Origin of the sequence: Metasolibacillus fluoroglycofenilyticus (assembly GCF_003049645.1) — a bacterium.
Lineage (GTDB): Bacteria > Bacillota > Bacilli > Bacillales_A > Planococcaceae > Metasolibacillus > Metasolibacillus fluoroglycofenilyticus.
This window is the reverse complement of the sequence record NZ_PYWK01000005.1, coordinates 140995-156393: the sequence shown is the minus strand read 5'-3', so window position 1 is coordinate 156393 and position 15399 is coordinate 140995. Positions and strand designations below refer to the sequence as shown.

Genomic DNA, 15399 nt, shown 5'->3' with positions numbered 1-15399 from the left:
TTGCGACATGCAATTTCGTTTTTTGTACTTTATATATAGAGGGATTATCCCTGTGTTGCCACATACACTTCACATATCGTGAAGTTGTCGCACGGTTAGATTAGTATAATTAAAAAGTGAGCTACACCTCAATTGTTAGACACATCTACCAATTCAAGATGCAATTCAAACAAACATCGCAACCTTCATTCCAAGGAACAAAATTTCATTTTACCTCACGATAAAGCGCATTGTCAATAATAAATTTGTGAATTTTTCAGAAAAATGTTATAATAATTTTACAATTGTTTTTTCAATCGTATTCCTAATTCCGCTGTACTTTTGTAGATAGAATTATGGATGCGTTTTTTTATATCTCTTTTTTATGGAAGAAAAGTTCAAGCAATTGTATGGGTTTCAAAAGAAGTTAGTTGGATAAAATCACTAATTATTAACTAATAGTAACCGATTTTTTTATTCTATAAGGAGGGCTAAAATAATGAATCTAATCAATAAGAAAGTTACACACAAACGTTTTGGCACAGGGAGTATAGTTAAACATAATGACTCCACTATCGAAATACATTTCGCAACGGAAAGTAAAAAGTTCATTTTCCCTGATGTATTTGGAAAACACCTAAAACTGCATGATGAAAGTGCTGCTAATTCACTTGAAAAAATTATACAGCAAAGAGAAATAGAACAAAAAAAGGAAGAACAGAAGAAGGAAGAAGAAAAAAAACTTCAACGAAAAAAACAGGAGCTCCGCTTGGAATATGAAAAGCTTATGAATAACCATAAACTTCATCCCAAATCACAAATGGTTTTTTGGTGTGACATAGAAGAACAGAGTAGTTCTTTTTCAGAGTGGAAGGTTTTTTCGGGTGTAATAAAAAGCGGTACTAACAAAGGGAAACCAAACAAACCGATTCGCTTGCATCAAAATAGCGCTGTCCTGTTAACGGCAATAGATTCCAACATGCCTGAAAAAGACAGACGTATTTTAGGTGTCTATATGGTGAATGAAGATTTTATCGGTAAACTTTGTGAAGATGGCTATATTCCTGCTCATTCAAAATACAAACTCCAACTTACAGAACAAGAAGCAAATCAGATGCTATTTTGGAAATACTATGTAAACGAAAAATCTCCGCAGAATATGACATGGAAAACAGGCAAATACCGATATTTCGACAATTTATGGATGGCTCAAATTTTGCACGATATAGTCTCATTGAAAAGTGACCCAACGGAACGAGAGCTAGCACAACAGTTTTTAAAACACTTTTGTAAAATGAATCAGATAACAGAACAGGAGTTATCAAAACCTGATGGTGCATTAATGCGTATTTAGACGTTAGCCCAAAGATAATAAGAATAACAGGAAACTTTACTAATAGCAAACAGTGCTTGTCTCTGTTTGCTATTAAGTGTGTAAATAAACATTCAAGCGATAGTAACTGACACTATCCAGTAATATAAGTTAATATTTAAACTAAATTGTCCCCCCTCATATTGTATTACCATATCCCCTCTCGACATATGGAGTGTTTGGTGAAACTAATTAACAATTACGCCAAAGTTAACTGACCTCATCACGAAGGCTTCTGTACCTGTTGCCTTCCTATCGATACAAAATAATTTGCTCCTGCGGTTACTCATCGCACTATACCCTGCTGAAAGAAGTTAAAGCCTATCGTGTATTTTACTCTCCAAAATCTACTCCTTATATCGAAAATCTAACCACTTATCCGAAAATTTCGCATATGCAAATTTTTCTATGCTACATTAATTATAGCGAATTCGATTTGAGGTAATAAGGAGGCCCCCAATTGAAAATTCAATTAACAATTAACAGTGCCTTAGAACAAACAGAGATTCATATATATGCAAAGGAATATAATGAACAAATTGAACAGTTGATGAAGCAATTAAAAGCTGCCAATACTGTGCATGCAGGTGTAATTGATGGTTATTTACAGCAAGAAATTCATTTGCTCAAAATCACTGATATTTTTTCTATCTATGCCGAAGATTCGAAAATTTACTTGCAAACAGATGAGCAAGAATATGAAGCGAAGCGAAAATTATACGAGCTAGAAAAACAATTAGCGAAGGATTTTGTCAGAGTAAATAAATCGACACTCGTCAATATTCACAAAATTTCCTCAATCCAAATGGGTAAGATTGGAACAACCCAGCTTTTGCTCGAAAACGCTACGAGCATTCCTGTAAGCCGCAAATATTTAAAAGACTTGAAGCGCCATCTCGGCATTGGAAAGGATTGATAGAATGAAAATTTTACGCATGATTGTTATCGGCATACTGATTGCACTTAGTAGCTCTTATATTTTAGTAACAATTAGTGTACTTTCTGAATCAAACACGCTTATATCAGGTGAAGCACTACTTCAACAAATCATTATTGCTACAGTTTTAGGTGCTGCCATTGGACCGCTATCTCTGCTTTTTGAGGCTGAACGTATACCTTTTGCATTACAGCTTCTCTCTCACTTAATTGGCGTAACCCTTTTCGTAGTAGTTGCTGGTTATTTCGGTGAATGGTTTACTCATTTTGGAATCGTCAATGTACTCATCTCAGTGGCAATTATTTATTTTATCGTTTGGACGATGATGTATTTACTACAGAAGAAGGATATCGAACAAATTAATAAAATGATTCAAAAGCGAAGGGGGCAATGAAAGTGAAAACCGTTATCCAAGTTGAAAACTTACGTAAGTCCTATGCTAAAAAGGAAGCTGTAAAAGGCATTTCATTTTCGGTTGAACAAGGCACATTTTTCGCCTTTCTTGGTACAAATGGGGCGGGTAAATCAACAACAATTGAAATTTTATGTACCTTATTAAAAAAATCTAGTGGTGTAGTAACGATTAATGGTCATACTCTCGATAATAGCTCTAGCAATGCTGAAATTCGCAAGTCGATTGGTGTTGTCTTTCAACAAAGTCTGTTAGATGAGCGTTTGACAGTATATGAAAACCTAATGCATCGAGGAAAAATGTACGGACTGTCAAAAATACAGCTACTCGAAAACTATCAGTTTGTTTTGAATTACTTAAATTTAAAAGATATTGAAAAACAAAAATATGGCACATTATCTGGTGGGCAAAAAAGGCGAGTGGATATTGCGAAAGCACTCATCCACCGCCCTACTATTTTGTTTTTAGATGAGCCTACGACCGGACTTGACCCACAAACGCGCCAATTTGTCTGGCAAACAATTAAACAACTACAGGAACAAACTAATATGACTGTTTTTTTAACAACACATTATATGGAAGAGGCTGCAATGGCTCATAAAGTAATTGTGCTTAAACAAGGTGAAATTGTCGCTGAAGGGACTCCTGACGCTTTAAAAGTGAAATATGCCTATGACCAGCTCGCAATTTCCTTCCATGAATTTTCAGACGGGATGACATGGCTTAGAGAAAATAGTATTAGTTATATAGAAAAACAAGGCATTTTTACAATTCGAGTCCAATCTACATTAGATGCATTAGCATTATTAAATCGATTAGAGCCTCTCATTGCATCCTTTGAAGTAATAAAAGGTACGATGGACGATGTCTTTGTACGTATTATGGAACAGGAGGAACCTTATAATGGAAGCGCTATTAAGCCTAGTTGGACGTAATAATAAAGTATTTAGACGTGATAAAGCAGCCGTTTTTTTCTCATTATTATCAGTTATTATCGTTATTAGTCTTTACGCATTATTTTTACAAAAAACACAAATTGATTCACTTCAACAAACAACAGAAGCAACGCCCGAGCTTATTACAATGGTGAATGAATGGTTTGTAGCGGGATTGCTATCAATTATTGCGATTTCATCCACACTTGCAGCATTTGGGATTGCAATAAAGGATGTTGAATCCAAGGCAACAGCCGATTTTCTAACAGCACCTGTTTCCCGCGCGACAATTCAAATGAGCTATGTGCTCAATGCATTTATTATTGGCTTGTTTTTCACTTTCATTGCCTTTATTATTTGTGAGATATTTATTGTAGCCGCAGGCGGTACTTTGTTAAGCATCTCCTCTTTTCTAAAAGTTAGCGGACTATTAATTTTATCTGTCCTACTAGCTAGTATAATGAATTTTTTCTTTGTACTTTTTATTAACACACAAAATTCCTTTGCAGCCTTGGGCACTATCATTGGGACACTTATCGGTTTTTTATGCGGTGTCTATGTCCCCATTGGTGCACTACCAAGCTTTGCACAAAATATCATTATGTACTTCCCCGTTAGTCATACTACTTTACTATTGCGCAATGCCTTTATGGAAAACTCACTAATTAAAGTATTTGCAGAAGCACCTACTGAAGCAATAGAGCAGTACAAATTAATTTACGGCGTATCCTATGAACTGCATGGCACTGTGCTTAATCAATCAACAAGCTATATGATTATTATATTTACTACTATTATACTTACAGGGGTGTCTATTTCGATTTTTAAATTAAGGCATAAATAATCTAATTGCCATTACGGTTGGCGCTCTTTCCACACGCAAGGGCTCCAACTCATACTTCTGAACTTACTAAAAGTGCATTTATCCCCTGCGCTTTTCCTGTCGGAAGATTTACTTTGCGACATGTAACCATATCACCTCCGCTTCGATAAGCTAAGAGATAACCTTGACAATCCCAATATTTATATAATTAATAGGCGTGATAAATAATCTGTATAAAATATAAAGGCCTAGCAAATCTCTAGCTTCCCTCTCATAATTCATGGTACTATTTTCCTCATACAAGGAAGGATGATTTACTTGAAATTTGATAAATGGACTAAACATATAATAGAAATAATCGGCTTCCCTTTTACATTAACTAATAAATACATTAATAGAAAAAGACAAATAAATGAAATCGGTCAGCGAATTAAAGTTGAGGATAAATTCATACACGCAATCGTTTCTGGTGAAAGCGATGCTTCTTACACTGTAATATTGGACGCTGGACTAAGCTGCTGTTCTTTAGATTGGCATTATATTCAGCCACAGCTATCTGATTTTGCAAAGGTTCTCTCATTTGATAGAGCAGGCTACGGCTGGAGTTCGACAGTAAACACACCGTATACTAGTGAAGATGTTGTAGCCGATTTAATACATATACTTAAGGAATTACAGCTAAAGCCTCCATACATTTTAGTTGGGCATTCCTTTGGTGGATTAAATATGAGATTATTTGCAAGTAAGTATCCAGAGCAAGTTGCCGCATTAATTCTTATTGATGCTATACATGAAAAAAGATACTTAAGCAATGAATGGGACAGCGTTCGTAAGAAATCACACAAAAAGAATCTTAATTTATTTAGATTCGGTTACTTAACCTCAGGAATAGGTTTCCCAAAGCTGTTAAAGCAACCTGTCGGACGCAAATATCTTCCAGAGCCTTATCAAAAATACATCGACTACATAGGGTACCACCCTAAATCATACGAGGCTGTGTATAAGGAATTTTTATATAGTGAGGAATCAGCTTTACAAGTCAAAAGCTCAAAAGCTTTGAGCACAGACTTACCAGTAGTTATTTTGTCTTCAAATAATGCAGACCCTACTTGGGTTGAACACCAAGGCTTGTTAAGTCAGCTAACTCAAAATACAAGACAAATAAAAACAAATCATCAACATTCGATTCATCTAGAAAATCCAGATTTAATCATTGAAACGATTAAAGAACTTATGAATTAAAAAGCTAGCCTCGCCTATTAAGCGCAAATGCTAAGAAATTTTTTTATCAGAAAATGAATCGGAGTTGAGTTAATGGGAAATATCGATATTTTTGAAATGATTGCAAGCAGCTATGATACGAGCGAAAGAACGGAAATTGCGAAACTTGCGGCAAATGCCATTCGTGAGCGTTTAGTCAATGCTACAACTAAAGATGCTATTGATTTTGGCTGCGGCACAGGCCTTGTAGGCATGTATCTACTAAATGACTTTCAATCTGTGCTATTTCTTGATGCATCGCAAAATATGGTGAAGCAAATACAACAGAAAATTACGGAATTTGATATTCAAAATGCATCTACATTATGTGTGGATATTGAAAATGAAAGCACAAAAAATTTGCAGGTCGACTGTATTTTCATGGCACAAGTATTATTGCATATTGAAAATACGGAATTCGTTTTATCAAAATTATATGAAATGTTAAAGGCAGATGGGCATTTGTTCATCGTTGATTTTGATAAAAATGGAAATATCGCTTCAGACATGGTACACAATGGCTTTGAGCAAAAAAGGCTAGCAGAACTTTTGGCTAAAATTGGTTATAACAATATTCAATCTAAAACTTTTTATTATGGCGAAAAAATCTTTATGGCACAGGATGCTTCAATGTTTATTTTGGATTGTAAAAAATAAGGAATTTCATTGTACAATATTCTGAAACTTTGCTTATCTCCATTCGTATAGCAACTAGAGGAGGGATTTAATTGAAGAAATTTATAAGTTTTATCGGTATTTTCATAGCAGCTTATATCGCACTACAAATCGCTTCAGGTATGCTTTTAACATTGCTTTATAAACCAACACTCGATTTAATAACAGCTCCTTTATCATCAGAGGTTTCCTTTGGTGTTACAGGGACAAGCTATGTAGTAACACCAATTATTGCAGCATGCTTAGCATATGGTGCTACTAAATTACTTGAGCGAAAAATAATATTTTAAAAAGAGCTAATGAAATAAGTAGGGAGTTGATGATTTGTTAAAGCTTTATATTACTAGACACGGCGAAACCGTATGGAATACCGAAGGAAGGCTACAAGGCTGGCAAGATTCTGACTTAATGGAAAGCGGTGTTAATAATGCTCTCGCCCTAGGCAATCGTTTAAAAGACGTAAAATTTGATGCCATTTATAGTAGCCCTAGTAAGCGAGCAACAAAAACTGCTACTCTTATTAAAGGCAATCGAAACCAACTAATTATTGAAGAGCCAAACTTGAGAGAAATCTTTTTAGGTGATTGGGAAGGTCAGACACATGAGGATGTAGAAAGACAGCAGCCAGAAGAATATCATGCGTTTTGGCATGCGCCCCACTTGTACAACCCGACATCTGGCGAAAGCTTTGAACAACTGCAAGCAAGGGTCACAGACTTTTTAAATCAACTAATCTCGCAACATAGTGCTGGAAATATTTTAATTGTTACACATACTGTATTTATTAAAATGTTATTAGTGTATTGTAAAAAGCAATCTATTGAACAATTATGGACCCCTCCTTATATACATGATACAAGCTTATCTGTTATTGTGATTTCCAATGGGCATATCAATATCATAATGGAAGGCGATATACACCATCGAAGTAGGGAATTGCTCAATGATTAGGCAGGCTGTCGGTGCTATCATATTTCACCAAGCTGAAATATTATTAGTACATAAAGTAAAAATAAGTACAATTCGAGATATGCAAATACAAGGTGAGTGGGATTTCCCAAAGGGCGGTATTGAGCATAACGATAAAAATTTAGAGGCTGCTCTGTTAAGAGAGCTTATGGAAGAAACAGGTTCTGTCAAATATAAAGTGTTGGAACAATTAGACGAGAAAATTATTTTCCATTTTGCTGAAGAATTTACGCACAAAACAGGCTACAAAATGCAAGAAACAACGATGTTTGTCATCGAATACACGGGGGACCGCTCCGATTTAATGCCACAAGACAATGAAATTAGAGCCATTGAATTTTTTAGCCCTAATGAAACACTTGCCAAATTAACACATCAAGACACCAAATTGTTTTTTGAAAAAGCTCTGAAAACATTAACCATATAAAATATGTAGTAATCGTAGGTGATACAATGAACTATATTATAAAACATGGTAGAAATTTTATGGCGATTTCAAATAATATAGAAGCAGATTACCATAAGCACTGGCTACTCCAAATATTTCTAAGTAGTCGAAAAGATTTTAATATTGAAGTGAATGGACAGCTTATTTCTTGCAATGCCATTATTGTAAATATGGATACACCTCATTTATTTGACGCTGAAGGAGAAGCTCATTTTACGATGCTGATTGACCCTACGACAGAGCTTGGGCGTGTACTTAGGAGGAAGTTATTAGAGCAACCCTATTATATTTTCCCAAACGAAAACACCATCACTATGCAGCAAGCTTTTCAAAATGCTCTTGAACAAAAAAGTCATACTACTATTATTTCCTTTGTTAAGAACATCATGGCTCAATTCGATTATCACCATATGAAGAATTTTGATAGTCGTGTTATGAAAGTATTGTCTCTTTTGGATAACTGTCCACATGAAGATGAATTTCATCAAATAAAATACTTTTCCCAAAAAACAGGGCTTTCTGAAAGTCGATTAGCACATTTATTTAAAGAAGAAACAGGTATTCCACTAAAAAGCTATACTGTTTTGCATAAACTTCAAATAGCATACGAAGCCATTTTTAATGGAGATAGCCTGACAACAGCCGCGCTTGACGCTGGTTTCAATAGCCCATCTCATCTTGCATATACGAATAAAATGATGACTGGAATGTCTGCAACAAATATCATTAAAAATAGCGAGTTTTTGAAAGTTTACTAATAAGTACTTTGATAAAGTGTAATCAAACTAGAAGGAGGATTACACAATGAATAAGTACTTGCAAGAAACCCCATTACTGAATTTTTCCCATAGCTCAATACAAAAATTAATAGAAGCTATGCAGTGGGCAAACGAGAGTGATTTTCAGAAAATCAAAAAAATATACAATTTTGTGCGCGACGATATTGCCTTTGGATATAACAAAGACGATGCTATTCCCGCTTCAGAAATTTTAAAAGATAGATATGGGCAGTGCAACACAAAAGGAATATTATTTATGACATTATTGAGAGCAGTTGGAATACCTTGTCGAATTCATGGCTTTACCATTGATAAAAAACTGCAAAAAGGGGCTATGACAGGCCTAATTTACCAGCTCGCACCACAAAATATTGTACACAGCTGGGTGGAGGTGCAGTACGACGGACATTGGTATAACATCGAGGGCTTTATATTGGATAGTAGCTATTTAAAAAAGCTTCAAGAAAAGTTCGCTGATTGCGAAACTAGTTTTTGTGGCTACGGTGTAGCTACTAATAATCTTCAAAATCCACAGATAGACTGGGATGCGAATGATACTTATATTCAAAAAGAAGGTATTAATAATGACTTTGGCGTATTTAATTCACCTGATGAATTTTTCAAAAAACATCGACAGCGGCTGTCACCTTTTAAAAAATGGATTTATCAAACTATTATACGCAAATTGATGAACCGCAATGTAGAGAAAATTCGCAATTGAATTATAGTCGTTTGGATATTAGAGAAGGGGCATCCCAAAAGTAGTGCATTGCTGCTTTTGGGATGCTTTCTCATCAAAGGAATCATTAGATAAAGTAGAGAAAAATAAGATGGAGCTGTCCAAAAAGCCGTACATAGCCGGCAGTTTGGACAGTGGCGATGATGTTTCGCAAAATATTGATTCCTATAAAGTGAACCTTCAATCAGTGGGGGCTTTGCCCCCCACTGATTGGTGATAGAGGAACACAAGCTAGAATCTTCGCATCCTGCGAAAACGCTTGTGTGACCAACATCGTGTTGGCCTCATTCTTAGTTTTTACAGGCTGTTTGATCCCCCACTTAAACATCTTGTTTTTATCTGCTGTTTTGAAGTGGGGGTATTACAGCCTGCTCCTGCGGTTACTCGTCGCAAACAAAATTTGTTAATACGCGATAAACAGGGAACGCCTCTTTTAAAAATGGGATGAACATTGACTTTAGCAGTGTTATCCTTCAGTAAAAGGGAAGTGATGAAAACATTGATTTCAATGCAGTGTCAAAACAAAATGGACTTTTCGGACAACTCCTTTGAATTTTCAAAACAAGCATAAAGTTCATTTTTCAGTGTGCTGAGAAGAAGCCCGACTTTTTGGGCAGCCCTTTTCTAACTTCAACACAATTTGTGGTTATTTCATATAGGTATTCAATGCTTTTTCAATATCGTTATTTAGTTTGTCGATATCCACTGTTGTTACTTCGATATTTTCGATTTTATATTTCTGTTTTAGCTGAATAATTCTGCGGACGCTATCATTAATTCTAGCTTCAGCTATTTCTCCATTATTTACTGCCGCCTTAATTTCTTTTATTGCTGATGTTACACTAGAAAAACCATGGGCAATTAAAATAATATCATTGCCAGCCTTTACAGAATCTACGGCAGCTTGCCCAATATCATAATGATTGGTGATAGCTTTCATCGTCATATCATCCGTCATGACAACGCCATCGAATCCAATTTGCTCCCTTAAAATATTTGTGATTATTTCCTTTGACATCGATGAAGGATATTTCTGATCAATCATTGGTAATAAAATGTGAGCTACCATAACTACATCTGCCCCATTTTCAATTGCCGTTTTAAACGGAATTAGCTCTAGCTTATTCAAATCATCTAAGCTTTTTGTCACCTTCGGTAATTCTAAATGGGAATCTACAGTGGTGTCCCCATGCCCAGGAAAATGCTTAATAACAGGGATTACCTGCTGAGATTCTAGTCCTTTCATCGTTTGAACCCCTAATTGACTAACAATATCCGGATTATCTGAAAATGAGCGATTACCGATAACTGGATTATTCGGATTGCTATTGACATCTAGCACTGGCGAAAAGTTAAGATTGAAGCCAAATGCTTTTAATTGCTGCCCTAATAATTTACCAACTTCAAATGAAAATTCAGGTTGGTTGACATTTCCAATTGCATTGTTCGATGGGAAATTTTTCAGTGGCCCCGGCAGTCGGACTACTGTGCCCCCCTCCTGATCGGTTCCAATAAAAATCGGTAGACGGTTATCCACATTTGCTCTCATCAAGTCATTAATAAGCGTTACTGATTGGTGGGGTGTTTCTAGATTATTAGCATAAAGAATCACTCCTCCAATCTTGAAATCCTGAATCAAGCTTGTTGTTTCCTGTTGAAGTTTTATGCCTGAAACCCCGGCAAACATCATTTGGCCAATTTTTTCATCCAATGACATTTGCTCAATCATTTCAGCCACTTCATCCTTTAGTTTTGTATAAACCGAAATATGATGAACACTAGGATTGATATCGATTTCTGTCGGTTTCGGTAGTATCCATTTTAGTTGATATGCCGGATTTACTTGGTAAACTAAAATAATCTGATTGGCCGTCTGATCCTGGTAATAACGAACTTCAGTAGGTTCACCCATACTATTTTTAATATCGGCTAAATGAATTTTCTGTATATTTGCATGAAAGGAACGGATATCAAAAGCTTGCGCATCTTGATAGCCAATTGTCACAGCCTGCTGTAAATAATCCTCATATATTCCATCTGCTATATCGGCTACTTGCTGCGGCTTTCCCCACTCCTGCTGAACCTCTTGTCTATCTGTCTCTCCAACAATGAATGACACATTTGGCACTTTGCCCTCCTGCGCAGAATCAATAATACGCTGAATAATTGTCTCCAAATTTTCAGATTCCTCCTCTTGAATTGGAGTTGGAGCAGGTTTAGAATCATCAGCCTTTTCTGGCATTGACCCTCTCTTCATACCAATAAACAAAAGCACTCCGGTTAGAACTATTATGAGAACTAGGAGTATACCCCATCTTTTTTTCCACATACCGCAAACCTCCTTATCCAGCATAATGCTAAAGGATGATGAAAAATACTAACATTCATTTATACGAATGTTAGTATTTACATTAGAAATTTTTATATTCTTTGCTGAATTGTGTGCGTGCCTGGCACCTTATTTTTTGAACTGAATATGATGCAAGTTCGCAAAAACGCCACCTGCTGCTACAAGCTCATCATATGTTCCTTGTTCCTCAATACCCTTCTGAGTTACAACGAAAACCTTATCTGCATTGCGAATTGTCGCAAGGCGGTGTGCGATAACAAGCGTTGTACGATTTTCTGCTAGCTCTGCTAGAGATTCTTGAATAATCATTTCTGTCTCAGTGTCTAAAGCGGATGTCGCTTCATCCAAAATTAAAATTGGTGGGTTTTTCAAGAACATTCGCGCAATCGCTAGACGCTGTTTTTGGCCGCCTGATAGTTTCAAGCCGCGCTCGCCAATTTGTGTTTCGTAACCATCGGGTAAGCCTTCAATAAATTCCTTCAAATGGGCACGATCAGCAGCAGCTTTTATTTCCTCAAAGGAAGCACCAAGCTTTCCATACTCAATATTTTCCCGAATCGTCCCTGTGAATAGGAAAACATCCTGCTGCACGATACCGATTTGCTCGCGTAATGATTTTTGTGTCATATCGCGCACATCCAAGCCATCAATAGTAATTGCCCCATCACTTATATCATAGAAGCGTGGAATTAATGAGCAAATCGTCGTTTTCCCCGCACCACTCGGACCAACAAAGGCAATTGTTTCACCAGCATTTAAGGAAAACGAAATATCTTTTAGCACCAACTTCGTCTGGTCATAGTTAAAGCTCACATGCTCAAACGTAATATCACCGCGCAATGACGTCACATCAATCGCATTTGGCTTGTCCAACACTTCAGGCTCCTGCTCAATTAAATCGCGGAAGCGCTTGAAGCCTGCCATACCTTTTGGATAAAGCTCAAGTAATGCACTAATTTTATCGATTGGCTTAATTAAGACATTTGTATATAAAACAAAGCTCACTAATTCCCCCGCTGTTAACAGTTCATTATAAGTCAACCATGCGCCGACAACGAGTACGACAAGTGTCAAAAGTCGAGTCATCATATAAATACCTGAATGTGTGCCAGCCATCACTTTATAAGCATATAATTTTGCAGAGCGGAACAGTCCGTTTTGCTTGCGGAAGCGAGACATTTCAAAATCTTCATTTGTAAAAGATTTGACAACACGCACACCAGATACACTATCCTCAACACGTGCGTTAACATCGGCGATTTCACCGTACATCTTTTTCCATGCTTTGTTCATCTTAATATTACTAAACGTTACGAGCCATGTTAAAAATGGCACCATTACAAGTGCAATAAACGCTAATGTCGGATTGATGTTGAACATAATCGTAAATGCCCCGATAAACGTCATAATTGCAATAAAGAAATCCTCTGGACCATGATGTGCAAATTCACCGATATCAAATAAATCATTTGTAATACGGCTCATAATATGTCCTGTTTTTGTATTATCAAAGAAACGGAATGATTGTCTTTGCACATGATTAAATAGCTCTTGGCGCATATCTGTTTCGATATTAATTCCAAGCTTATGCCCTAAATAGTTAACGATGAAATTCAAGAACGTACTTAAAATATATACGAGTAATAATAGTACGCTAATTTTTACAATCATTCCCCACTCGCCCGTCGGTAGCAATTTATCAATAAACCATTGCACAGCAAGCGGAAAAGCAAGCTCTAAAATCGCAACGATAATAGCGCTCGAAAAATCGACCATAAACAGACGTTTATGCGGTTTGTAATACGAGAAAAATTTTCCTAGCATTGTTTTGTCCTTTCTTGTGTTAACGGTAATTTACGTCCAAAATAGAAGATGATAATAAATATGGCTACTAGCATAGCAGCAATGAATAGCAAGAAACTCATACTATCTACTAATTGTAAATAGCCCCCACCGAGAAATGGACCACTTAAGCTACCTAAGCTAAAGAAAATACCACATAGTAAATTGCCATTTGGCAATAATTCCTTCGGTGTTAAATCTGTCATATACGTTATGCCGAGCGAAAACATCGTGCCGACACACATTCCGGCAAGTGCAAAGAACACGACGACACCCCATTGCAAATGCTCGACGAAACTACATGCGGCAAAGATTACAGCTCCACTGAGTAAACCACCTAAAATCACCTTTCGTCGCCCAATTCTATCTCCAAGCATCCCTAAAGGAAGCTGCAAAGCGATTGTACCTATAGAAAATGCTGCAAGCACAAAGGAAACCATCGACACTTCAAAGCCTTTGCGCAAAGCATACACCGGAAAAATAGCATTTAATGAAGACTCTAAAAATCCATAGATAAAAGGCGGTAAAAATGCTACCCACGCATAGCGAAATACCAGCTTATAACGTGTCATGCTACTTGCCTGCTTTGTATCCCCCTTTAAAGCTTCAGGGTGCTCATTCGCTAAGAAAAAGACAAGTGACCAAGCCAATAAACAAAGCACTGATGATACAACAAACGGCAACGCCTGTGAAATTTTAATTAAAGGAACAAAGAACGGGCCTAAAGCGAAACCAACGCTAAATGACAAACCATATATTGCCATGCTACGCCCTAATTTATGCTGAGGTGTAGAGGCCGTTAGCCATGTTTGTGTCGCAAAATGTAATGCATGATCACCAATACCTATAAGCAACCGGAGGAAAAACCAAAACATTATATTCTTCCATAATGGAAATGTCGCAAGTGAAATAAAAACAAGCGCTCCCCCGACTATAATCGTCGGCTTATAGCCAAATTTGCGTAGCGGCTTTTCAATAAAAGGAGAAATTAGCAAAGTGCCTATGTATAAGCCTGTTGCATTCAAGCCATTTAATGTTGTAGCGACACCATCTTGTTCAAAAATTACCGCAATTAATGGCAGAAGCATTCCTTGCGAAAATCCTGAAATGGAGACAATGGCTACTAAAATCCAAAATCGTTGCTTTTCATATGTTGCTGCCATCCATGTTGCCTCCGAAAAATTCTCTTTTCATCTATTAAAATATTGTACCATTTTTTCTACGGAAGTCGAAGTAAAGTTTGAATGGAAACAAAACAAAACCCTAGCAAACTTTATCTCTAAAAGTTTACTAGGGTTTTAAATTTCACTTATATCCACTAACTTTTGTATAAACTATTCCCTAGCTTCTTACTAGAAAATGTTTAAACTCCCTCCCATTCATCGTATATTTTGGCTACATGTTTTTTCCGATCAACCCTTTCTTTCATTTATTAAGATTACATTAACACAAAGTTAGAATAATGTAAATATTCAGAACAAAGAATTTTAAAAAAACTTTTCCTAAACATATGTATAATAAAGCTGAGATCTTATTCAGAAAGGGGGCATATGATGAAGCCTATTACAAATAAAGAGCAGCAAGTTACCTATTTAAAAGAGCGTCTAGAGATTTTCCTTGAAGTGCTAGATGCCATTGACCCAGAAACGACAGAGCTTGACGATATCGATCGCCTTATTCAAATGATGGATGATTTAGAGGATAAAATGGAGCAATTCCACCAACGAACTGACATAGAAGAATAATTATCTAAATCAATTACGCCTCAGCATAATTGCGTTCAGATTTTTCGAGCTGTTTGGTGGAAGTTACCCTAAAGTCGTTACGTCCTGTGACAACGCTTAACTGACCTGCATCGCGCAGGCCTCTCTCCAAAATC

General features: G+C 36.5%; 16 protein-coding genes. 13 read left to right on the top strand and 3 right to left on the bottom strand.

Annotated features, from left to right (window positions below):
- The first annotated feature begins 478 nt into the window (after positions 1–478).
- The 12 genes from C9J36_RS15300 to C9J36_RS15245 all read left to right on the top strand — a co-directional run bounded on the left by C9J36_RS15300 (position 479) and on the right by C9J36_RS15245 (position 9310).
- Positions 479–1333, top strand: coding sequence for a malate synthase (locus tag C9J36_RS15300; protein ID WP_107943660.1), 855 nt, complete (start codon positions 479–481; stop codon positions 1331–1333).
- 478 nt (positions 1334–1811) lie between these two features.
- Positions 1812–2267: a LytTR family DNA-binding domain-containing protein gene (locus tag C9J36_RS15295; protein ID WP_107943659.1), complete on the top strand. Its 456-nt coding sequence runs from the start codon at positions 1812–1814 to the stop codon at positions 2265–2267.
- Between the two features lie 4 nt (positions 2268–2271).
- Positions 2272–2682, top strand: a complete 411-nt coding sequence (locus C9J36_RS15290; protein ID WP_107943658.1) for a DUF3021 domain-containing protein — start codon at positions 2272–2274, stop codon at positions 2680–2682.
- Positions 2679–3635 (top strand): ABC transporter ATP-binding protein, encoded by a 957-nt coding sequence (locus tag C9J36_RS15285; protein ID WP_201261967.1) that lies wholly within the window; start codon positions 2679–2681, stop codon positions 3633–3635. Before C9J36_RS15290 ends, C9J36_RS15285 begins: the two co-directional genes overlap by 4 nt.
- Complete coding sequence (locus tag C9J36_RS15280) at positions 3604–4479, top strand: ABC transporter permease (protein WP_107943656.1); 876 nt, start codon at positions 3604–3606, stop codon at positions 4477–4479. Before C9J36_RS15285 ends, C9J36_RS15280 begins: the two co-directional genes overlap by 32 nt.
- 288 nt (positions 4480–4767) lie before the next feature.
- A complete protein-coding gene (locus tag C9J36_RS15275) occupies positions 4768–5700 on the top strand; it encodes an alpha/beta hydrolase (protein ID WP_430010641.1) in 933 nt (310 codons plus the stop codon).
- A gap of 72 nt (positions 5701–5772) precedes the next feature.
- Positions 5773–6375, top strand: a complete 603-nt coding sequence (locus C9J36_RS15270; protein WP_107943654.1) for a class I SAM-dependent methyltransferase — start codon at positions 5773–5775, stop codon at positions 6373–6375.
- Between the two features lie 71 nt (positions 6376–6446).
- Positions 6447–6683 (top strand): hypothetical protein, encoded by a 237-nt coding sequence (locus tag C9J36_RS15265; RefSeq protein WP_107943653.1) that lies wholly within the window; start codon positions 6447–6449, stop codon positions 6681–6683.
- A gap of 34 nt (positions 6684–6717) precedes the next feature.
- The gene (locus tag C9J36_RS15260) at positions 6718–7344 is read left to right on the top strand and encodes a histidine phosphatase family protein (protein WP_066164850.1); all 627 of its coding nucleotides are present in this window, start codon (positions 6718–6720) and stop codon (positions 7342–7344) included.
- Positions 7337–7789 (top strand): NUDIX hydrolase, encoded by a 453-nt coding sequence (locus C9J36_RS15255; RefSeq protein WP_107943652.1) that lies wholly within the window; start codon positions 7337–7339, stop codon positions 7787–7789. Before C9J36_RS15260 ends, C9J36_RS15255 begins: the two co-directional genes overlap by 8 nt.
- Positions 7790–7815: 26 nt before the next feature.
- A complete protein-coding gene (locus tag C9J36_RS15250; protein ID WP_107943651.1) occupies positions 7816–8568 on the top strand; it encodes a helix-turn-helix domain-containing protein in 753 nt (250 codons plus the stop codon).
- Positions 8569–8614: 46 nt separating this feature from the next.
- On the top strand, positions 8615–9310 hold the full coding sequence (locus tag C9J36_RS15245; protein ID WP_107943650.1) for a transglutaminase-like domain-containing protein: 696 nt from the start codon (positions 8615–8617) through the stop codon (positions 9308–9310).
- 664 nt (positions 9311–9974) lie between these two features.
- Here the strand turns inward: C9J36_RS15245 and nagZ are convergent.
- The 3 genes from nagZ to C9J36_RS15225 all read right to left on the bottom strand — a co-directional run bounded on the left by nagZ (position 9975) and on the right by C9J36_RS15225 (position 14683).
- On the bottom strand, positions 9975–11657 hold the full coding sequence (gene nagZ / locus C9J36_RS15235; protein ID WP_107943648.1) for a beta-N-acetylhexosaminidase: 1683 nt from the start codon (positions 11655–11657) through the stop codon (positions 9975–9977).
- Between the two features lie 129 nt (positions 11658–11786).
- Positions 11787–13502 carry an ABC transporter ATP-binding protein gene (locus C9J36_RS15230; protein WP_107943647.1) on the bottom strand — a complete coding sequence of 572 codons (1716 nt, stop codon included), beginning with the start codon at positions 13500–13502 and terminating at the stop codon, positions 11787–11789.
- Entirely contained in the window at positions 13496–14683 is a 1188-nt protein-coding gene (locus tag C9J36_RS15225) for an MFS transporter (protein WP_107943646.1), read from the bottom strand. Before C9J36_RS15225 ends, C9J36_RS15230 begins: the two co-directional genes overlap by 7 nt.
- 387 nt (positions 14684–15070) lie before the next feature.
- Between C9J36_RS15225 and C9J36_RS15220 the strand changes: the two genes are divergently transcribed.
- Positions 15071–15265: an SE1561 family protein gene (locus C9J36_RS15220; protein WP_201261966.1), complete on the top strand. Its 195-nt coding sequence runs from the start codon at positions 15071–15073 to the stop codon at positions 15263–15265.
- Positions 15266–15399 lie beyond the last annotated feature (134 nt).